The sequence below is a fragment of the Microbacterium sp. SORGH_AS_0454 genome (assembly GCF_031453395.1).
Classification (GTDB): domain Bacteria; phylum Actinomycetota; class Actinomycetes; order Actinomycetales; family Microbacteriaceae; genus Microbacterium.
The window spans coordinates 340656-359369 of record NZ_JAVIYS010000001.1 but is presented as its reverse complement, the minus strand read 5'-3'; the positions used below and the strand labels follow the sequence as shown (position 1 = coordinate 359369).

The 18714-nt window shown below is 69.1% G+C and carries 19 protein-coding genes; 9 read left to right on the top strand and 10 right to left on the bottom strand.

Features of this window, described 5'->3' with window-relative positions; all coding sequences use genetic code 11:
- Window positions 1–176: 176 nt before the first annotated feature.
- Window positions 177–1073, top strand: coding sequence for a helix-turn-helix domain-containing protein (locus tag QE454_RS01625; protein WP_307458710.1), 897 nt, complete (start codon window positions 177–179; stop codon window positions 1071–1073).
- A 33-nt stretch (window positions 1074–1106) separates the two neighbouring features.
- On the opposite strand, the gene QE454_RS01620 is transcribed toward QE454_RS01625, so the two are convergent.
- The 3 genes from QE454_RS01620 to QE454_RS01610 all read right to left on the bottom strand — a co-directional run bounded on the left by QE454_RS01620 (window position 1107) and on the right by QE454_RS01610 (window position 4007).
- Complete coding sequence (locus QE454_RS01620) at window positions 1107–2072, bottom strand: LLM class F420-dependent oxidoreductase (RefSeq protein WP_267786138.1); 966 nt, start codon at window positions 2070–2072, stop codon at window positions 1107–1109.
- A 115-nt stretch (window positions 2073–2187) separates the two neighbouring features.
- Complete coding sequence (locus tag QE454_RS01615) at window positions 2188–3210, bottom strand: TerC family protein (protein ID WP_210072320.1); 1023 nt, start codon at window positions 3208–3210, stop codon at window positions 2188–2190.
- Window positions 3211–3437: 227 nt separating this feature from the next.
- Window positions 3438–4007 (bottom strand): TetR/AcrR family transcriptional regulator, encoded by a 570-nt coding sequence (locus QE454_RS01610; RefSeq protein ID WP_210072319.1) that lies wholly within the window; start codon window positions 4005–4007, stop codon window positions 3438–3440.
- A 119-nt stretch (window positions 4008–4126) separates the two neighbouring features.
- Here QE454_RS01610 and QE454_RS01605 point away from each other — a divergent pair, with 119 nt between their 5' ends.
- Window positions 4127–6691 (top strand): MMPL family transporter, encoded by a 2565-nt coding sequence (locus tag QE454_RS01605; RefSeq protein ID WP_309668500.1) that lies wholly within the window; start codon window positions 4127–4129, stop codon window positions 6689–6691.
- Window positions 6692–7183: 492 nt separating this feature from the next.
- Here QE454_RS01605 and QE454_RS01600 read toward each other — a convergent pair whose 3' ends face one another.
- Window positions 7184–7426, bottom strand: coding sequence for a hypothetical protein (locus QE454_RS01600; RefSeq protein ID WP_103206749.1), 243 nt, complete (start codon window positions 7424–7426; stop codon window positions 7184–7186).
- A gap of 111 nt (window positions 7427–7537) precedes the next feature.
- Here QE454_RS01600 and QE454_RS01595 point away from each other — a divergent pair, with 111 nt between their 5' ends.
- Window positions 7538–8242, top strand: a complete 705-nt coding sequence (locus QE454_RS01595; RefSeq protein WP_307458720.1) for a triacylglycerol lipase — start codon at window positions 7538–7540, stop codon at window positions 8240–8242.
- Between the two features lie 7 nt (window positions 8243–8249).
- Here the strand turns inward: QE454_RS01595 and QE454_RS01590 are convergent, their stop codons facing one another.
- Entirely contained in the window at window positions 8250–8840 is a 591-nt protein-coding gene (locus tag QE454_RS01590) for a MarR family winged helix-turn-helix transcriptional regulator (protein WP_210072315.1), read from the bottom strand.
- Window positions 8841–8920: 80 nt separating this feature from the next.
- Between QE454_RS01590 and QE454_RS01585 the strand changes: the two genes are divergently transcribed.
- On the top strand, window positions 8921–9295 hold the full coding sequence (locus QE454_RS01585) for a hypothetical protein (protein WP_307458723.1): 375 nt from the start codon (window positions 8921–8923) through the stop codon (window positions 9293–9295).
- Between the two features lie 374 nt (window positions 9296–9669).
- Here the strand turns inward: QE454_RS01585 and QE454_RS01580 are convergent, their stop codons facing one another.
- Entirely contained in the window at window positions 9670–9897 is a 228-nt protein-coding gene (locus QE454_RS01580; protein ID WP_210072312.1) for a hypothetical protein, read from the bottom strand.
- A gap of 148 nt (window positions 9898–10045) precedes the next feature.
- On the opposite strand from QE454_RS01580, the gene QE454_RS01575 reads away from it, so the two are divergent.
- The 3 genes from QE454_RS01575 (at window position 10046) to QE454_RS01565 (ending at window position 11632) form a co-directional block, all read left to right on the top strand.
- A complete protein-coding gene (locus QE454_RS01575) occupies window positions 10046–10390 on the top strand; it encodes a hypothetical protein (RefSeq protein WP_307458727.1) in 345 nt (114 codons plus the stop codon).
- Window positions 10391–10711: 321 nt separating this feature from the next.
- Window positions 10712–11398, top strand: a complete 687-nt coding sequence (locus tag QE454_RS01570; RefSeq protein WP_307458730.1) for a DUF998 domain-containing protein — start codon at window positions 10712–10714, stop codon at window positions 11396–11398.
- A gap of 18 nt (window positions 11399–11416) precedes the next feature.
- Window positions 11417–11632 carry a hypothetical protein gene (locus QE454_RS01565; RefSeq protein ID WP_210072309.1) on the top strand — a complete coding sequence of 72 codons (216 nt, stop codon included), beginning with the start codon at window positions 11417–11419 and terminating at the stop codon, window positions 11630–11632.
- Here the strand turns inward: QE454_RS01565 and QE454_RS01560 are convergent.
- Window positions 11607–14078, bottom strand: coding sequence for a LuxR family transcriptional regulator (locus QE454_RS01560; protein ID WP_307458734.1), 2472 nt, complete (start codon window positions 14076–14078; stop codon window positions 11607–11609). The two genes, QE454_RS01565 and QE454_RS01560, sit on opposite strands and share 26 nt — an antisense overlap.
- A gap of 715 nt (window positions 14079–14793) precedes the next feature.
- Here QE454_RS01560 and QE454_RS01555 point away from each other — a divergent pair.
- Window positions 14794–15069 carry a helix-turn-helix transcriptional regulator gene (locus tag QE454_RS01555; RefSeq protein WP_210072308.1) on the top strand — a complete coding sequence of 92 codons (276 nt, stop codon included), beginning with the start codon at window positions 14794–14796 and terminating at the stop codon, window positions 15067–15069.
- A gap of 91 nt (window positions 15070–15160) precedes the next feature.
- The gene (locus tag QE454_RS01550; RefSeq protein ID WP_307458737.1) at window positions 15161–15511 is read left to right on the top strand and encodes a hypothetical protein; all 351 of its coding nucleotides are present in this window, start codon (window positions 15161–15163) and stop codon (window positions 15509–15511) included.
- A gap of 11 nt (window positions 15512–15522) precedes the next feature.
- Here the strand turns inward: QE454_RS01550 and QE454_RS01545 are convergent, their stop codons facing one another.
- The 3 genes from QE454_RS01545 to QE454_RS01535 form a co-directional block, all read right to left on the bottom strand.
- Complete coding sequence (locus QE454_RS01545) at window positions 15523–15957, bottom strand: VanZ family protein (RefSeq protein WP_307458740.1); 435 nt, start codon at window positions 15955–15957, stop codon at window positions 15523–15525.
- 57 nt (window positions 15958–16014) lie between these two features.
- Complete coding sequence (locus tag QE454_RS01540; RefSeq protein ID WP_307458743.1) at window positions 16015–18018, bottom strand: AarF/ABC1/UbiB kinase family protein; 2004 nt, start codon at window positions 18016–18018, stop codon at window positions 16015–16017.
- Window positions 18019–18462: 444 nt separating this feature from the next.
- Complete coding sequence (locus QE454_RS01535) at window positions 18463–18687, bottom strand: hypothetical protein (protein WP_210072304.1); 225 nt, start codon at window positions 18685–18687, stop codon at window positions 18463–18465.
- Window positions 18688–18714: the final 27 nt, after the last annotated feature.

Genomic DNA, 18714 nt, shown 5'->3' with positions numbered 1-18714 from the left:
CACGAATCGACGTATCTACGTCCGAGAGGGAGCACGGTGTCGGCAGAAGCGCTCGGCGCGGGGGACGCACGTCCCCCGGTCCGCCGTCAGTATCTCGTCGAGGGAACGAGCATTCGGGGCGCGCGGATCGCCGAACGGGGGCCGTACACCTCGTCAGATCGTTCCGCGGGGGAGCGATGACCCACGTGGCCACCGACGTCCGCCTCGATGCTGTGCTGAACGCGCTCGCCGATCGCGTGCGCGAGCTGCGGCGCGAGCGCGATCTCAGCGTCGTCGCCCTGTCGTTCGAGGCGGGGATCTCGGAATCCCGCGTACGCGCGATCGAGTCCGGGCGCTCGACGGCATCGCTCGCGACCCTCGTGGCCCTCGCGGAGACCTTCGAGATCGAACTCTCGGAGCTTTTCGGCGAGACCGCGCGAGGCGGCTTCGATCGCGATGAGTCGAGCCGTCCTGACGTGTCGCACGAGGTGACGTGGGGCGGGGAGCTTCCGCCCGCGCCATGGATGTCCGCCTCTTCCGAAGTCCCCGCGCCGAGCCCCTACGTGGTTCCGAGCGAGGTGGTGTGGGGCGACGAACTCCCCGCCGCTTCATGGACCACAGCGAGGGCCGGCGCCGATATGCCGGAGCCGATCGGTCTCGCGCAGCCGAGCGCGCCCGATCCGGCACCGATCCCGTCGACCCAGAAGATCGGGGGAGGCCCGCTTCCGCCGGCGCCGTGGGCCGCGGAAGCAGACGCCACCGTCGTGCACGCATCGGATACCGATCAGCCTCCGGCCCCGTCAGCCGCAGCTTCGGGGGTTCACGATTCCGCGTCCCACCAGGGCGGGAAGGGGAGTCCCCGCTACGTGCTCGTCGCGCCGAGCACTGCCGCCGCACCGCGGGAACCTCGCACATTCTCGGATCTGCGTGAGGGGATCCTCGCGGGGCGTGATTTCGATTCGCTCCGCGAGTTCGCGGTGGCCGCCGCCGCCGAGGCCGGCCACTCGGTCGTCACCGTCGCGCGGATCTTCCGTCTTCCCGTGTGGAAGCTCGAACGGTGGGTCGCCGAGGCGGGATACGTCGGCCGTCGGTGAGTTCGGGGTGCGCGTGGAGCGCACCCCGAACCATCAGAGAGCTCGAAGCTTCTCGAGCAGGGGTGCGGCGATCTCGTCGACGAAGCGCTGTTGCTGCGCGTCACCCACCTGAACGATGGCGATGTCGGTGAAGCCCGCGTCGATGAAGGGACGCACGCTCTCGGCGAGCTCGTCGAGGTCGGGACCGCACGCGATGGACTCGGCCACATCTTCCGGCCGGACGAACTGCGACGCGCCCGCGAAGCCGGCCGGCGTGGGCAGATCGGCATTCACGGCCCACCCGCCCGCGAACCACCGGAACTGGTCGTGGGCGCGGGCGATCGCGGTCTCCTTGTCGGGGTCCCAGCTGATGGGGATCTGACCGATCTTGCGGGACGCGCCCTCGTGGTGCTCGTCCCAGCCCTGGATCAGCTCGCCGTCGGGCTCGGTGGTGATGAGGTGGTCGCCGAGAGGGGCGAAGCGCGCGATCGAGTGCTCGCCGGAGACGGCGACACCGATCGGGACGCCGCCCTCGGGGGCGTCCCACACGCGAGCCGAGTCGACGCGGAAGTACTCGCCGTCGTAGGTGACCAGATCCCCGGTGTGCAGAGCACGGATGATCTCGATCGCCTCGACGAGCATGTCCTGCCGCGCGTGGACGGCCGGCCATCCCTCGCCCACCACGTGCTCGTTCAGGTTCTCACCCGACCCGAGCCCCAGCGTGAAGCGGCCGTCGGACAGCAGCTGCAGGGTGGCGGCCTTCTGAGCGACGACGGCGGGGTGATACCGGACCGTCGGGCAGGTGACGTAGGTCATCAACTCGACATCGGTGGTGGCCTGCGCGACCGCTCCGAGCACGGTCCAGGCGTAAGGGGCGTGGCCCTGGCTGGTCAGCCACGGGGAGTAGTGGTCGCTCGAGACGAGGAAGTCGTAGCCGGCGCGTTCCGCGCCGACGGCGTAGTCGACGAGGGCTTTGGGGCCGCTCTGCTCGGTCATGAGGGTGTAGCCGAATCGCGTCATGTCGGCCACGGTAGGGCGGCGGTGCCCGCCGATCGCCGGGGTTGCGCTCACCGCGGGGATGCGGCAGGAACGACGAAGGGCCCGCGGCCGTCGCCGCGGGCCCTTCGTTCGGACGTCAGTCCTCGGGGGCGTGGATGACCTTCTCGCCGTCGAAGGTCTCGCGATCCTTCTTCTTGTCGTCGTTGCGGGTCTTGCGGAGGCTGAGGAACGTCGCCACGGCCACCGTTCCCGCGATGAACAGCAACGAGAACCAGATGGGGATCTCCGGAACCCACAGCAGCGGTTCCCCGCCGTTGACGAAGGGCAGCTCGTTGACGTGGAGAGCGTGGAAGACGAGTTTCACGCCGATGAACGCCAGGATGACGGCGAGGCCCTGTGCAAGGTAGACGAGACGCTCCAGCAGGCCGCCGATGAGGAAGTACAGCTGGCGCAGTCCCATGAGTGCGAAGGCGTTGGCGGTGAAGACGATGTATGCCTCGTTCGTCAGGCCGTAGATGGCCGGAATCGAGTCGACGGCGAAGACGAGGTCGATGAAGCCGATCGCGATGATGACCAGCAGCATCGGGGTGACGAAGCGCTTTCCGTTCTTGCGGACGGTCAGCTTGTCGTCGTTGTACTCCTCGCTCACGGGGAGGACGCGACGGACGAAGCGCATGAACTTGCCGTTGGCGGGGTCGCTCTCGCCGTGCGAGAAGGCCTGGCGGTAGGCGAGGAAGAGCAGCAGGGCACCGAAGATGTAGAAGATCCAGGAGAAGTTCTCGATCAGCGCCGCGCCCACCGCGATGAACGCGCCGCGCATGATCAGCGCGATGACGATGCCGATCATCAGCACCTTCTGCTGGTAGATCTTCGGCACCGCGAACCCCGTCATGATGATCAGGAACACGAAGAGGTTGTCGATCGAGAGGGCCTTCTCGGTCAGGTACCCGGCGAAGTACTCCCCGCCGTAGGTCCATTCGGAGAACACGCCGATCCCGACGCCGAACAGCAGGGCCAGACCGATGTAGAAAGCCGACCAGCGGGCTGACTCGGCGATCGAGGGCTCATGGGGCTTGCGGACGTGAGCGAAGAATTCGAACACGAAGAACGCGATGGTGATCGCGATCGTGATGATCCAGATCAAAGGGGTTACGCCCATGGCGACCTCCAAGGGTGAGTAGGTGTGCGACAAGACACCAAGGTCTCCTCCACCCGGAAACGGGCCGACGTCCCGGGCTCACGATGGCGTGATCCGTATTGACGAGAACGTCGCGGTGGGAGTACTCCCCTTGCTGAACACGATTGTACGTCATGCGACTGTGCGCGCCCGGTCTGGACGTCGGCTTCGCCGTTGTGGTATCCGGATGCCGTGACCCGGCCGATCTCTCAGTGCGGGGGAGCGCTGCCCACGATCGCGTCTACGAGGGTGAGCATGTCTTCTGCGTCGAACTCCTCGCGGCTGAGGGCCCGCAGGATCACGGCTCCGAGCAGGGCGTCGGCGGCGGCGTGCAGTCGGGGGCCGGTGACGCCGCCCATGGCCCGCGAGAGGCTCTCGGTGAGCGGGGCGGCGAGGATCTCGGCCCGGAGCCGTCGACCGGTCTCGGCGCTGCCCGCCGCGGCGGCCACGAGAGATCGCAGCAACCCCTCTCCGTCGGGACTCGCTCGCAGGGTGAAGAGGTCCGTCAGCCAGGCGGCGAGATCGGTTCGGGGGTCGCCCGTGTCGGGCAGCTCTCGCTGACCGCCGAGGATGCGCCCCTCGAGGATGGCCTCGGCGATGACGTCGCCCTTGCTCGCCCACCACCGGTAGATGGTCTGTTTGCCCACGCCCGCACGTCGAGCGATGCCCTCGATCGTGAGGTGGTCGTAGCCGCGCTCGACGAACAGTGCGACGGCCGCGTCGAGGATCGCCAGGCGTGCCGCCTCGCTGCGGACGGGTCCACTGCGCGGAAGGGTCATGACACACATTCTGAACGATCGCGCGGCAAAACGAGACGAGACGGTGCGTGTTATCTTTGCCCGGACTTGTCGGAGCCGACGGTGCTCCCTCGCGTGCACCGCACGAGAGGAACATCCCCATGGCTGAACTGCTGCACCGCCTCGGAACGTTCGCGGCGCGCCGCGCGTGGACGGTGATCGTCGCCTGGGCCGTGATCCTCGGCGTCGTCGTGGGCGGCTTCCTCGTCGGGTACAAGGGGCTCAGCTCGAGTTTCGACATCCCGGGAACGGCATCCGGAGACGTGATCTCCGAACTTCAGGGCGAGCTTCCCGACTTCTCCGGCGCCTCCGGGGCCGTGGTCTTCCGCACCGATGACGGCTCGAGCCTCACCGACGACCAGCGGACCGCGATCTCGGCCCTGGTGTCCTCGGCGAGCGACCTGCCCGACGTGGCTCGCGTCACCGACCCGTTCAGCGCTCAGCAGCAGCTCGAGGACCAGCGTCAGCAGGTCGTCGACGGCCGGCAGAAACTCGATGCGGCTCGAGGCCAGGCGCAATCGGGCCAGCAGCAGCTCGACGCCGGCAAGGCCCAGCTCGAGGCCGGCCAGCAGCAGCTCGACCAGGGGAAGGCGCAGGTCGAGGCCGCGCCGCTGCCCGCTGCCCAGAAGCAGAGGCAGCTGTCCGCCCTCCAGGCGCAGCAGCAGCAGATCGACCAGCAGCGCTCCGCTCTCGAGCAGCAGCAGGCGCAGCTGACCGAAGGCCTCGCCCAGATCGACGCCCAGCAGACCCAGCTCGACGACGGTGCCGAGCTGCTCGGCTTCGCGGATGCCATCCGTCTGGTGTCCGAAGACGGCTCGACGGCGATCGTCAACGTCTCGTTCGACAAGCCCCGACTTGAACTCACCGAGGCGTCGAAGGAAGCGGTCGTCGAGCACTTCACCGCCGACCCGGTTCCCGGTGTCGGCGTGGCGTTCAACACCGAGATCTCGCAGGGCGTGCCCGAGATCTTCGGGGTCGGCGAAGTCGTGGGCGTCGCCATCGCCGGCATCGTCCTCGTCGTCGTGCTGGGATCGCTCCTGGCGGCCTCGTTCCCGATCGCCACCGCGATCGTCGGCGTGGCGATCGGTGCCATGGCGACGCTGTCGTTCTCGGGTGTGATCCAGATGGCATCCGTCACGCCCTTCCTCGGGGTGATGCTGGGGCTCGCGGTCGGCATCGACTACGCGCTCTTCATCCTCTACCGCCACCGCAAGCAGCTTCTGTCGGGGGCGGATGTCCGCGAATCGATCGGGCTCGCCAACGGGACGGCGGGCAACGCCGTCGTCTTCGCCGGGTCCACGGTCATCGTCGCGTTGCTGGCGCTGAACATCACCGGCATCCCGTTCCTCGGCCTGATGGGAACCGCGGGGGCGGTGAGCGTCCTCGTCGCGGTGCTGATCGCCGTGTCGCTGACTCCCGCCCTGCTCGGGCTCGCGGGCATGCGCATCCTCGGCCGCAAGGCGCGCGCTCGCGCGACCGCCGCATCCGGCGCCGTCGAGCACCCGCGCCGCGCCGCCCGAGCCGAGACCGGCCCGGTCGCGACGAACGGACGGGCCGTGCGCCCGATGTCGACGGTGCGCGCCACCGTGACCATGCTCGTGGCGACCGTGGTGCTTCTCGTGATCGCCATCCCCGCTCTCTCGATGCGCCTGGGGTTGCCCGACGGCGGTAGCGAAGCCGAGGACTCCACCGGGTACAAAGCCTTCACCTGGAGCGAGGAGGCTTTCGGCGCCGGATCCAACGCCCCGCTTCTCGTGACGGCCGCGCTCCCCGCCGGTACCGCCGAGGCCGACGTCCAGGGCCTGCAGCTCGACGTGGCCCGCGAGCTCTTCTCTCAGGACGACGTGGTGGCGGTGGCACCCGTCGCGGTGTCCGAGGACCGCACGCTCGCCGCCTTCCAGGTCATCCCCGCCGAGGGGCCGAACGCGGTGTCCACCGATCGGCTGGTGCGCGACCTGCGGTCGCTCCCCCCTGTCGACGGAGACATCGACCTCGGCGTCGCGGGCGCGGCGGCCATCAACATCGACATCTCCGAGGGGTTGGCGGACGTTCTGCCGATCTACCTCGTGGTCGTCGTCGGTCTGTCGTTCCTCATCATGGTCATGGTCTTCCGCTCTCTGCTCGTACCGCTGATCGCCACCCTCGGCTTCGTGCTGTCCCTGTTCGCGACGTACGGAGCAGTCACCGCGGTCTTCCAGTGGGGATGGCTCGGCGGCCTGTTCGGGGTACACAACCCCGGACCGATCCTGAGCTTCCTGCCGGTGATCCTGGTCGGCATCCTGTTCGGCCTGGCGATGGATTACCAGCTGTTCCTGACCACCGGCATGCGTGAGGCCTGGGCGCACGGCGCCGCTCCGCGGCTGGCCGTGGCGCAGGGCTTCCGGGCGGGCCGCACCGTGGTGATCGCTGCGGCGATCATCATGATCTCGGTGTTCTCGGGCTTCATCACCTCGGAGGCCGTCATCATCAAATCGTTCGGTCTAGGGCTCGGCCTCGGAGTGCTCTTCGACGCGTTCATCGTTCGTATGCTGCTGATGCCCGCGATCATGCACGTGCTGGGCGGCGCCGCCTGGTGGCTGCCCAAGTGGCTCGATCGCATCGTGCCGAACGTCGACGTCGAAGGCTCGGCGCTCGAGCGTCGCCACCCGGGACACCACGGGCAGTGAGCATCCGCGGCCGGGGGAGCGCAAGCCCCGGCCGCTGACGCCCTCGAGGCCGCAGGATGCCGGAAACGACCTGTTCGAGGAGGACCACGATGACCGATCGCGAAGAGACGCAGGACGCCCCCGTCATGGACGGCGCGACCGACGCGGGCGTGGAAGAGAAGAAGGCGGGCGCGCAGCAGCAGCGGTGCCGCCGACGCCGCAGTCCACGAGGACGACGACCCCGCGCAGCGAGAGCTCGAAGACGACATCCGCAGCATCCGCGGCTACGGCGAAGACAGCTGACCCGGACGACGACTCCCGTCCGGAGCCCCGTATGGGGGGCGGGCTCGACGGGCGGGAGTCGTCGGAGACGCCGAGATCGACGTCGTCCGCGCCGGCGATGCCGGGGCCGGGTACCGGAAGGCTACGCCGCTGCCGACGGTGCCGAGCGTCCTCTCAGGTAATGCGAAGGAGGCCCCGTGCATGCGCACGGGGTCTCCTCTCGTCCGCGGCTCAGGAGTCCGTGGGGATCTCGCCCGCCGCGATGGCGTCCGCGTACGTACGGATGTCCGGGCCGGGCTCGTAGTCGATGAAGCGATCCTTGATGCGCGCATTGATCTGCGCGAACGCCTCGTCCGACGAGATCCCGTCGCTGTCACGGGCGATCGCGACGACGGCCTCGCGCAGCACGGCGTCGGCGTCGTCGAGGATCTTCTGGCGGGCGGGCTCGTTCCAGCGGATGTCTGAGATGTCCATGGCCACACGGTACGGTCGACCCCGATTCGCTGATCCCGGGGTTGCATCGCACGGCTCGATGTGTGCGGCAACCCGCCCGGCCCGCGTGCGTCGGCGCGGCACGATGAAGGAATGTCGAAGGACGCCGTGACCACCGTGCCGCAGCGGATCCGTACCGTTCTGCGCGACGCGGGATGGTGGGCGCGCGACTACGTCTACGCGATTCGCGCCCAGGCACGGGCTCTTCTCGGCCGCGACGCCGCGGACCTCCTCGCCGAGGGCGAAGGCACGCCGGTCGTCCTGCTCCCGGGCATCTACGAGACCTGGCGCTTCCTCGAGCCGCTCGCGCGGGCCCTCCACGAACGCGGCCACCCCGTGCACGTCGTGACGGAACTCGGCGGCAACCGGCGACCGATCGCGGAATCCGCCGGACGGGTTGCCGCCCTGCTGCTCTCTCGGGGTCTGGACGACGTGGTGCTCGTCGCGCACAGCAAGGGCGGACTCATCGGCAAGCACGTCATGGCCTTCAGCCCTGCCGGTGAGCGCGTGCGTGCGATGGTTGCGGTCGCCACTCCGTTCGGCGGGTCTCGGTACAGCCGCCTCATGCCGACGCCTTCGCTGCGTGCCTTCGCCTCGGGCGACGCGACGATGAAGGCGCTCGCCGCGTCGGCCGCGGTGAATACGCGCATCGTCTCGGTGTTCGGTCCGTTCGACCCGCATATCCCCGAGGGAAGCGAGCTCGCCGGTGCCCGCAACGTCGTGCTCGCCGGAGGCGGGCACTTCCGCGTGCTCGCCGACCCGCGCGTGATCGCCGAGGTGATCCGCGTCGCGGAGTGACCGCCCGTCAGGCGGCGTTCGGGGGAGCGATGTCCCCGGCGGAACGGACGATGGGAGCGTCCGCCCGCTCCGCGATCAGCGCACAGCACGACGGGCCCGCCGTGTCGCACACGTCGGCGACGGCGCATCGCATGCGCTGAAGGAAAGCGGTGACCGCTACGGTCTCGCTCTCGGTCATACCGCGAGTGGCCTGCATCATGCGGTCGTGCATGGAGGCGAGGGTGTCCCGCATCTCCTCATCGGCGTGGGAGGTGGTGGAGACGAGAACCTTCCGCCGGTCGGAGGGGTGCGGGCGGCGCTCCAGATGCCCGGATCGCTCGAGTCGGTCCAGGAGGGCGGTCACGGAGGCCGTGGAGACACCGAGGTGACGCGCCAGATCGACCGGAGTGACATCGCGGCCGGAGGAGGTGGCCCTGGTCAGGAACCGAAGCACGAGCAGCTCGTTCTCTCCCATGGCCATCGAGCCCTGCGTGCGCCGGCGCATCGCCATCTCGGCCGAACGGTAGGCCCGCATCGCCTCCATGACCCGCGCTCCACGCTCATCGTCGGTGCTGTCGCTGTACCAGTACGACGGAGGTGCCGTCTTCTCGATCGACATCGGGCTCCTAATATCTCGCTTGCCTATTCGCTAGTCTACCTAGTAAGTTAAATTGCGAGCAACGATCAGAGGGGTACATCATGGCGAAGCTTTACTACGGCACGACAACCGAGCCGATCAGCATCGACGACCGCATGTTGGCGCACGTCAAGGTCGTCGTCGCGACCAAGCTCCGCCGGGGAGAGAGCTTCACCCTGTCGTGGGTCCACGGACAGGACGAGCCGACCGGTCGTTCGACCATCTGGCTGCAGCCGTCGATTCCCCTGCGCTTCGTCTTCGATTCGGAACAGCCCGAGGCGCTCGATCAGAACCTGCTGAAGCGCATGGCCAACGACGCCAACTCGTCGCGCGGTCTCAGCCTCGACATCGCTCTCGACGAGCCCGCCGCGGCGTCCGCTCCGGTGCGGACGGCTGCGACGTCGAAGCCGACGCGCTCCCTCGTCCGCGCGGCGTGATCCTGTCGGCGCCCCGTCCCCTCGTCGGGGCGATCGTCTGGTCGCGGCTCGACGACGACCTCTCGGTCGCCCGGCGGGACGGGGACTTCGCCGGCTACGTGGATCGCCGCTCGCCCGAGGCGTTCTTCGTGTTCGACTGTCACGCGCGATACGTCGGCACGTACGCCGACGCGGCCACCGCTCGGTCGGCTTTGGGCGAGTCCGCCTCGTCTCGGCGCGCATCCTGCACCGTGTCCTGGTCTCGGGTACTCCGAGCCCTCAGCTCTCGGCTCACGCCCTCGAATCCGTCACAGGAGCAGATGTGAAGACCCTTCCGACGTGGGATGTACCCACCGAACCGATCTCGATCCTCAGCCCTGAAGAGATCGCCGCTCTCAGCGATCGCTGACGTCGTCGTCTGAACGCGCCTCCGGGGCCCGCGCGGCGGGCTCTCGGCGAATCCGTAGAACGGCGACAGCGAAGATGATCGCTCCGGCGGCGGCGAAGACGAGCTTGGGCTCGGTCGGGGAATCGGCGGGAAGGACGAGCGTCGGGGCGGCCAGCACCATCACCGCGACGACGCACAGCGCGAACCCGATCGGGCGTGGAGACCGCGAGTCCATCGCACCCCTTCCTCCGGTTGCGGGCTTGTCGACAGCCTATGCGCGGAGTGCCTGCGAAGGTCATACCGGTTGCGGGCGGCCGCGTCTACCACCGCTCGGGAGGGGCCGTCGCTGGTTACCGTAGCGGCTCCGACGAAGGGATCCGTCCGTGCGCTCCATCACCACCGCACTGTCCGCCACCGCCCTCATCGCTGCGCTGTTCCTCCTTCCCTCGGGGCCTGCCGATGCCGTGGTTCCGACGCAGGTCGTCCGCGACAGCGGCACCGCGTCGCTCCACGAGGACAGCACGGCGAGCCCGACGGCGCGTGGAATCAGCATCTCGATCAGCTCGGGTGAGTCCCTTGTCGCGGGCGCGGTGCAGGAGGAGCCCGCCCCGGAAGCCGAGGCGGGGCGGTTCGCCTTCGTCTTGATCCCGCTCCTGGCGGCGGCCGTCATCGTCGTCGGCGCGGTCTTCGTCATCTCGCGAGGACGCCGTCGGCGTCGCGGCGATTGAGCATCGCGCAGAGGCGGTGGGTGAGCAATGGTGCCGCCCCGCGTGTCCGCTCTACCTGTCACGCGGAAGAGGTGTGTGGTCTTCCCTGTGACGGATACGCGATGCGATGAGGCGCGGGCAGAGAATCAGCGTCGAACAGTGCGGCCCCCCGGCACGCACGTGAGGCTGTTCTCTGCCCGCACAGAACAGCATCAGCCCCATTGACGGTGATCGTCGGCTTCAGCGCCCGGATATCACCCCCGCAGGCCCACAGATCACCCCGATGCCGGGTGCAGCGAGGGCGAGACGATAGTGTGGCCGAGCCCGTTGGAGGAGGAGCCGATGACCGAGACCGTCGAGCGGCCCGTCACGCGGGTAGCCCGGACGCGAACCGCACCCGTCGTCCGCTTGGCGACGGCCGGGGGTATCGCGGCTTTCCTCAGCGCGGTGCTCATCTGGGTCTGTCGCTTGTGGGAGCCGAGCGTGCAGTACGTCAGCCAGCTCGGCGCCACGGCGATGCCGACCGCGCCCCTTTTCAACACGGCTCTTCTCCTGCTCGCGATCGCCGCCGTCCTCGTCGACCGGTCCTTGGTGCTTCGGGGCGGGGGATATGTCGTCGGGTGGCCCGTCGCCACGACGCTGCTCGTGTGCGGGTTGTGCTTCGGGGTGGCATCTGTCGTCACCTGCTCGCCCGGATGCCCCATTCCCTTCACGGAGGGAGCCCTCCCTCAGGATCTGATCCACATCTCCTTCGCCGTCCTCGGGTTCGTCCTGGCGATCGTCGCGATGGGGCAGGTCGCCGCCATCCGGCGGCGCCCCTGGATGCGCGCGGCTTCCGTCGTCACGCTCGTCGCTGTCGGTCTGACATCGTTCAGTGGCGCGATGATCGCTCTCTCCCGGGGCGACACGACGCTCGGTGGGAACCTCGAGTTCACCGCCGCCACCTTGGCCATCGCGTGGTTCGGGGTGTTCGGTCTGCAGGTCGCCGCCGACGAACGACGAGCCCGCGCGAAGATGCCCGACGTGTGACGCATTAGCGTGGGAGCCGTGACCCTCCGACGATTGCTCCGCGTCCTCGCCTGGCTGGCGCCCGTGGCCGCTTTCGTCGTCATCCTCGCCGTCCTTCGGGGAGCGGGCGTGCCGCTGTCGGTTCCCGGCATCCTGGTCGTCGTCGTGCTGCTCGCTGCCGCGCGCCTGATGATGGGGCGGTCACGCCGACGGCGGCGAGACCGTACCGTCACGCGTCCAGGTCGTTCTCGATGAGCCCCCAGGCGTGTGCGGCGCGAATCGCACTCGAGCGGTCCGACACCTCGAGCTTGCGATAGAGACTCTGCAGCTGCGTCTTGACGGTGTTCGGCGACACGACGAGCGCACGCGCGATGTCGGCGATCGTCGAGGTCGGAGTGAGCTGGCTCAACACCACATGCTCGCGCTTGGTCAGACGAGGCACGCTGACCGAGGACGCGAACAACGACGTCCTCGCCTCGATCTGCTCGCGTGACGAAGACGAGAGGATCTTGATGACCCGTGCGCGGTCCTCGGGCGCGACAGCGCTCCACGGGCTCCACAGATCATGCCGGATGCTCAAGGCCTCGGCGCGTTGAACGGTGGAGCGGTGTGAGCTGACGCCGTTCAGTCGCACGTCCGCCACGACGCTCACGACCAAGCTTTCGAGAGCAGCCCGCGGGGAGGGTTCGTGGTGGAGCCCCCACTTGACGCTCATGACGAACGCCTCGTGTGATCGCCCGGCGTACAGCTGCGACAGGGCGATAGCGGGAGCGGTGAGAGAGGAGAGCGCGAAAGGGCCCTCGAACAGCGCGAGCGCCTCTCGTGCCTGCCGGAGCGCGATCAGCACTTTCGCCCGCGTCATGAGGATCTGCACCGACTGATAGTGCGATGGCGGGGTGCTTCGGGCTCGTGCCATCCAGGTGCGGAAGAGCCCGAGTGCGTCGGACGCTGCGCCCGACAGCAGGCACGACAGGATGTGGGTCGAGGCAGCGAAGGGCCACAATTCCCGAGCCGCGGCGGTCGCGGGCAGAGCGTCGAGAAGGGCGCGGGCTTCTCCGGCTTCTCCGGCTTCGAGCAGAACCCACGCGGATGCCAGTCGGAGCCCTTCTCCCCACGGCGAGGCCACCCAGCTGTCTGTGCTGTTCTCCTCCACGATGGAGCGCGCCGTGCGGACGTCGCCCTCGAGGAGGGCGATGACGGCCAGCGCTCCGCGAGCACGGAGCCTGTGGGCGGGCGGCGCGACTCGATCGGAGAGCGTCATGGACACGCTCGCGTCCCGCAGTCTGCCCATCGCGAGGAAGGTCATCGCGACCTGATACCACCCCTCCGCCGCCGTCTCGGGATCGAGGTCCTGCGCTCCGCGGAGGGCGTCGGACAGCATGCCGGACGCTTCGCCGGCGAGAGCGAACCGCCCCGCGGCGCGGTGCAGGCCCGCGCGGATGATGAGGGCCTCGGCATCCCCCACGGCGACGCTCTTGGCGTCGGGAAGGTCACTGAGGACGGAGGCGGCGAGCGACGGGGTCTCCGGGGACGCTGCGGTATCGGGGTCGAGCGCGAGCAATGCGTCGACGACGACCGGCGAGACCGAAGAGTTGGACCTCAGCTGGCCGAGCATGCGCGAGAAGCCGTCGGCGTTGCGCGCCCAGATCTCCGGCCCCGACCGTCGAAGGACGCGGGCCAGGGTCGTCCACTGCTGTGCGTCTGCCGCGAGCTGGGCCGCGAGGAGCGGCTCCCCTCCCGACATGAGATGGTCGAGCAGACGCAGCCTCGCCGCGGACACGAGCGCAGGCTGCCGAGCGGAGATCTCCTCCAGCCAGCGCTCGCGAACCGGCTCGGCCAGGAGAACGCGCGTCGCGCTGGGCCAGACGAAGCCCGCGCTCTGGAGGTGGTCGAGGAGATCACGCGTCGTACCCGTCGTCGAGTCGAGGCCCAGGGCGTCCGCGAGCGACTCGGTGACATAAGGGGCGACCGCCAGCAAGCGGACGTCGTCTGTCACCGGCATGGCCAGACGCTCTTCCATGTCGTGGGTGAAGGTGGTGCCCGCATACGCCGCCGCGGCGGCGGCTTCGGCTCGCGTGCGCAGGGGGAGGCCCTCCAGGCGCAGTCGTGCGCTCGCCAGCTGGACGAGGGCGGGCCACCCGTGGGTGAGCGCCACCAGCTCGTCGACGGCGATCTCGGTCGATTCGACCCCGTTCAGGGTCAGGACGGATGCCACCTCGTCGCGGGTCATGAGCAAGTCGCACGCGGGCAGCACCTGCACATCGAACTCGAGAGCGATGAGCGGGCTCTCGAGGCCGGTCGGCTGACGGGTGGCGACCACGATTCGAAGGCTGCTGTCGGCACGCAGGAGGTGGAGGAGGTGATCGGTCGAGAGTCCGAGTCCCTCGACGTGATTGTCGATCAGCAGGACGTGGGAGGCGGGCCCGTCCGCGAAGGCTTCGACGATGCGGGGGAGGGCCTCCGGTGAGGTGAGGCTGCCGTCGATGGATTGGACGCCGCGCTCCGGGTCTGCCTCGAGCGTTGCCGCGAACTGACGCAGAAGCGACGTCTTCCCGACGCCGGCCGGGCCGCGAAGCAGGACGACGTCACTGCCCAAGGCTGCTCCGAGGCGGTCCAGTGCCTCAGGGCGTGGCGCCCAGAACCGGCTCGTGCGGCGGGCGGCTCGTGCGCCGGCGGGAGCGGCATCCGCATCGATCAACATTCGAACCTCCATGTGGGGAAGGACCGCCGCCCCTTCGGGTGGGTCGGCGGTCGACGTGGCGAAGCGACGCCTCGTCGACACGATCCTGGGGGTGATGCGCGCGACGAGGTGGCGAATGCGACCTCTTTCACCCCCCGCGTCATCCCCTTCTCACCCCTTCCGCATCACCCTCTCCAGGTCGCTCTCTGTCCTTCCCGGAAGCAGGGGAGTGTGGATCTGGCCGGCGGATTGGGGGTGTGGGCGGACGCGCCCACCGAGCGTCGGCACCCGCGACCCAGCCGAGGGGCGTCGATGTCCGGGGCGCGGAGACGGCGCCGTTAGGGGGTGAGCCGCGGCCGGGGTTCGGGCGACTCGGTGAGTGAGACGCACAGCGTTGAGCGCTCCCCGTTCGCCGCTCGGAGGGCTCTTCGGGAGCCCTGTTCCGCGGACGGGAGGCCGATGGGCGGCGGGACTCTTGTGCCTCGGTCGGGTGCCCGGCCCCGGCGCCTGGTCGTGCGGTGTCGGGTGAAACCGGCGAAAGCCGCATGCCGTCGCGGGTCGTCCGCGCGTTCGCCCCGAGACAGCGAGCCCCCGGCGCCCCGATGCTCACCCGCCACCTCACCTGGTTGCGCAGGCGTGCCACCCGTTCGGGTCACCGCGACGGAGAGCCCCGCGTGTCGATGGGAGGCATGTAAACATGTTCACGTGAGCGTTGACCGCCGATCAAGCTGGTCTCATGAACGACGCGCCCGACCCCTGGACAGAGTTCGCCCGCGAGCTGGGCGTGCGAATGATCCGCGCCCGCGCCGAGAAGCGAATGTCCCAGGAGCAGGTCGCCCACGCGGCGGGCCTCGCGACCTTCACCTATCGGAAGCTCGAAAAGGGCGAGTCCAATCCCGGCACCGCCGCGAATCCGCGCCTTCGGACCCTCGTCGCGCTCTCGGACGTGCTCGGCATCCCGCTTCGTGACCTGATCCCCACCCCGCCGAAGGGTCTCCCTCCCGGTCGGTGAGGGCGGTGTCGGAGGTTCGCGATGTAATGCGTTCGTGCCCACCGGTTTCAGGGTCGCCGACAGCGACGGCCCCGACAGAGAGGTGTCACGCATGACTGCACGGCGAAACGAACAGAACCGAGACGCCCGGGGGTGTGTTTTCGCCTGGTGCGTCACCGAGCACGGCGCAACCGTTCATCCCGACGATGAAGACCACCGCAGTGCGGGTATCGGGGTCAGCGCTCGCGTGCGCGACTCCGAGGTGCACGGCGTCGGCGTCGCCACCGAGGTGGAGATCGGCCTGCTGCGGCGAGCCGCAGACGTCGAGACCTGGGTCGTCGTGGAGACCGGTGTCGGCGTATCCGTGTCCGTCCCGGTGCATGCCGCCCGCGCGCTCGTGGCCGGTGTCCGGAGCGACGCCGAGATCAGCGGCCTCCTCGGACCGGAGCGCGACATCGACTGACCCCGGTGAAGTCAGCGACGGGGTCGAGTGCGTCGGTCGATGAGCAGTCTCCGCCCCAGAGCCATCGCGGCCGCCCCGATGAGAGCACCCAGCGCGTTGGCGACCACATCGACAGCGCTGCTCGTACGCCCGGGGAGGAAGACCCCCTGGAAGATCTCGACGAGAAGCGGGACGGCGCAGGCGATACCGAGGAGCCGCCATGGGTGTCCTCTCAGGACCACCCCCAGGACGACGCCGAAAGGGACGAACAGGACGACGTTGAGACCGAAGTCCATGGTTCGGGGGGTCGCCCCGGGGAAGAGCTCGTAGAGGACGGCGTACGCGGCGCCCGCGTTGCGGTCGAGATGGTCGGGCCAGAGCAGGATGACGCCCAGGGCGGCGAGATAGACGGCCGTCACCGCCGTCGCGACGTAGCGGCGACGGGAAGACGATCGATCGGTGGGCACGGAACACTGTAGACACGCGCCGCCCGTTCCGAGAGAGTGCCCCCGGGTGCGCAGGCCTCAGCCGCGGCGGCCGAACGTTCTGCGCACGATACGAAGGAGACCGAGGAAGCCGAAGAGCCCGACCACCGCGCCGAGCACCGCGAACAACGTGATGGATCCCCCGAGGACGGGGCCTCCCCCCGCGATCACCAGGACCACGGCGATGACCACCGCTGCGATCGAGACCAGGGTGGAGGCGATCTCGCCCGTGGCCCGACCGAGGATGCCGCTGACGTCCTCTCCGTCGGCGCTGCGAAGGGTGATGCCGATGGAGCCCTTCTCAACCCCGGTGAGCAGCGCATCGAGGCGGCGCGGTATCTGTTCGAGACGAGCGAGGGCGATCACCGCCTGGGCCTGGGCGTCGGTGGCCATGCGTTTGACCGACACCGTCCGGCGCAGCAGGGTCGGCATGAGGGGAAGCGCCCGACCGACCATGTCGAACTCGTCGACGATGACCCGGAGACAGCCCTCGAGGGTGGCGAAACTGCGGAAGGCGGAAGCCAGCTCGCCCGGCAAAGCGATGTGATGCTGGCGGATCACATCGACCATCCGGGTGAAGATCGAGCCGTGACCGCTCGTGCGCAGATGCTCCGTGGTCAGGACGACGCCGATGTCATGCCGGAAGGCCTCCAGATCCACGTCTTCGGGCGCATCGACGATGAGCAGGAGCGCGTCGGTGGCCGCGACATCGTTCTCGCTGAGAGCGGCGAGGAGGAAAGCCGTCATGTGCTGGCGTCGGCTCCGCTCGATGATGCCGACGGCGCCGAAATCGATGAGGCCGAGGGTGCCGTCGGTCTTCAGCACGACGTTGCCCGGGTGCAGGTCGGCGTGGAACACCCCGTAGACCAGGATCTGCTCGAGGACCGTCGCCATCAGTGTCTCCGCGAGGCGATCGCGCTGGGCGGGGTCGAGGAGGGCGATTCGAGCCGCGGAGTCGCTCAGAGCCGTTCCGTCGACGAGCCCCATCGTGAGCACTCGCTGGCCGGAGGCCTCGGAGAAGATGTCCGGGACGGTGATGAGGCCTCGTCGGTCGGGCTCCGCGCGATCGATCAGTTCGAGGGTCGATCCGATCATCTGGGTGTTGCGTGCCTCGATGCGATAGTCGAGCTCCTCGAGCAGAGTGGCGGTGAACCCGCGGGCGACGGACTCGATCCGGAGGTCGCGACCGACGCGCGTGCGCGCCTCGGCTCGATGAGCGAGACGCCCGATGATGTCGGCATCCGCCTCCACTTGCGCGCGAGCCGCGGGTCGCTGCACTTTGACGACCACGGCCGTGCCGTCGAGCAGTCGGGCCCGGTGCACCTGTGCGACCGAGGCTGCGGCAAGGGGAAGGGGATCGACCTCGGCGAACACGGAGTCGATGGATCGCCCCAGGTCTGCTTCGATGACCGATCGCACGGTGTCCCAGGGGAGGGTCGTCGCATTCGTCTGCAGAGAGGCGAGGGCGCTCAGGTACGGCTCCGGCACGAGGTCTCGTCGGGTGGACAGCACCTGGCCCAGCTTGACGAAGCTGACGCCGGCGTCGTTCAGGGTCGCCACAATGGCGCGGGCACGTTCCTCGGAGGTGCTGAGCTGCTCCTCCACGCGGGCGCGGCCGCCGTGGAAGAGCCAACCGACGCCGTGGCGCGACGCGATCGCGAGGATCTCCAGATACCGTCGGGTCCGCTTGCGCTGGCGGAGCGCGGCCCGGACCACATCGATCGGGTTGGGCAGCGGGCGGGTCGGGAAGATCGCCTCGCTCGCCACGAGGGCGGCGACCCCGAGGGCGAAGACCCACGCGAGCGAGAGCGTGATCAATCCCGCCCAGATCCACACGTCTTCGGAGGGAATGGATGCCGAGGCATCGGGCAGACCCGTCTGTCGCAGGGTCCACCCCGCCGACGGCACTCCCAGGAGGAAGACCAGGAGCCCCACGACGATGCTCCGCGGCCAACCGACCGCGGTCCCGAGGACCCGACGCGCGACGAACCCGACGAGTACCGCCGAGACGACGGCGGTGATCGAGATCAGGATGCTGGCCATCACGTGGTCAGCGTAGCCGGGTGCGGCTCAGTCGATTCGAGCGAGGCCGCATCGAGGACAGTGCCACCAGGCTGCGCGTCCCCGCTGGAGGGGCTCGACGGTGCCCCCGCACGACCGGCATGGTGGTGCGAATCCTGCGAGGAGGTCGTCGGGGTCGGTGGCGGGAGCGAGGCGGGGTGTTATCGCAAGCATGCCTATTTATACATGCGCACGTGAGGCACCAGCCGGTTATCCACAGACGATCCGGCACGGATGAGTGACGGCAACGCTGCCGAAGGGCGGCTCCGACAGAGGCGATGAGTGGTGGGCCGCGACGGCGATCGCCGCGACGACCCCGCTCGGGTCCACACGCCGCCGCGCGCGACGGCACAGACCGGGTGGGCGCGAGGAGGAGCCCCCTGCCCGGTCCTACCCCGCAGTGGCCGTGCCCGGTCGCGTCCGGGGCTACTTCCGCAGATCGCGCAGCGTCCTCCGGGCGCGCTTCTCAGCGGCGCCGGCCGCCTTCTTCGCGGCCTTGTGGCGGCGCTTGCGGGCGCGTGGGTCGTTCCACAGACGCACCACCTGGTGGCCCACCGATTCGCGACTCTTGACCTGGACGCGCGGGCTGCGGGTGCCGATCACGTAGGCGAGCAGGGCGACGGCACCGATCACGATGAGCTTGTTGCGCATGGCATCCTCCTTGTCGATCAGGACCTC

What these genes read in the sequence shown, in the direction of transcription:
- QE454_RS01625 (WP_307458710.1), top strand. Translation starts at nt 177, where the DNA reads ATGACCCACGTGGCCACCGACGTCCGCCTCGATGCTGTGCTGAACGCG.
- QE454_RS01620 (WP_267786138.1), bottom strand. Translation starts at nt 2,072, where the DNA reads ATGACGCGATTCGGCTACACCCTCATGACCGAGCAGAGCGGCCCCAAA.
- QE454_RS01615 (WP_210072320.1), bottom strand. Translation starts at nt 3,210, where the DNA reads ATGGGCGTAACCCCTTTGATCTGGATCATCACGATCGCGATCACCATC.
- QE454_RS01610 (WP_210072319.1), bottom strand. Translation starts at nt 4,007, where the DNA reads ATGACCCTTCCGCGCAGTGGACCCGTCCGCAGCGAGGCGGCACGCCTG.
- QE454_RS01605 (WP_309668500.1), top strand. Translation starts at nt 4,127, where the DNA reads ATGGCTGAACTGCTGCACCGCCTCGGAACGTTCGCGGCGCGCCGCGCG.
- QE454_RS01600 (WP_103206749.1), bottom strand. Translation starts at nt 7,426, where the DNA reads ATGGACATCTCAGACATCCGCTGGAACGAGCCCGCCCGCCAGAAGATC.
- QE454_RS01595 (WP_307458720.1), top strand. Translation starts at nt 7,538, where the DNA reads ATGTCGAAGGACGCCGTGACCACCGTGCCGCAGCGGATCCGTACCGTT.
- QE454_RS01590 (WP_210072315.1), bottom strand. Translation starts at nt 8,840, where the DNA reads ATGTCGATCGAGAAGACGGCACCTCCGTCGTACTGGTACAGCGACAGC.
- QE454_RS01585 (WP_307458723.1), top strand. Translation starts at nt 8,921, where the DNA reads ATGGCGAAGCTTTACTACGGCACGACAACCGAGCCGATCAGCATCGAC.
- QE454_RS01580 (WP_210072312.1), bottom strand. Translation starts at nt 9,897, where the DNA reads ATGGACTCGCGGTCTCCACGCCCGATCGGGTTCGCGCTGTGCGTCGTC.
- QE454_RS01570 (WP_307458730.1), top strand. Translation starts at nt 10,712, where the DNA reads ATGACCGAGACCGTCGAGCGGCCCGTCACGCGGGTAGCCCGGACGCGA.
- QE454_RS01560 (WP_307458734.1), bottom strand. Translation starts at nt 14,078, where the DNA reads ATGTTGATCGATGCGGATGCCGCTCCCGCCGGCGCACGAGCCGCCCGC.
- QE454_RS01555 (WP_210072308.1), top strand. Translation starts at nt 14,794, where the DNA reads ATGAACGACGCGCCCGACCCCTGGACAGAGTTCGCCCGCGAGCTGGGC.
- QE454_RS01550 (WP_307458737.1), top strand. Translation starts at nt 15,161, where the DNA reads ATGACTGCACGGCGAAACGAACAGAACCGAGACGCCCGGGGGTGTGTT.
- QE454_RS01540 (WP_307458743.1), bottom strand. Translation starts at nt 18,018, where the DNA reads ATGGCCAGCATCCTGATCTCGATCACCGCCGTCGTCTCGGCGGTACTC.
- QE454_RS01535 (WP_210072304.1), bottom strand. Translation starts at nt 18,687, where the DNA reads ATGCGCAACAAGCTCATCGTGATCGGTGCCGTCGCCCTGCTCGCCTAC.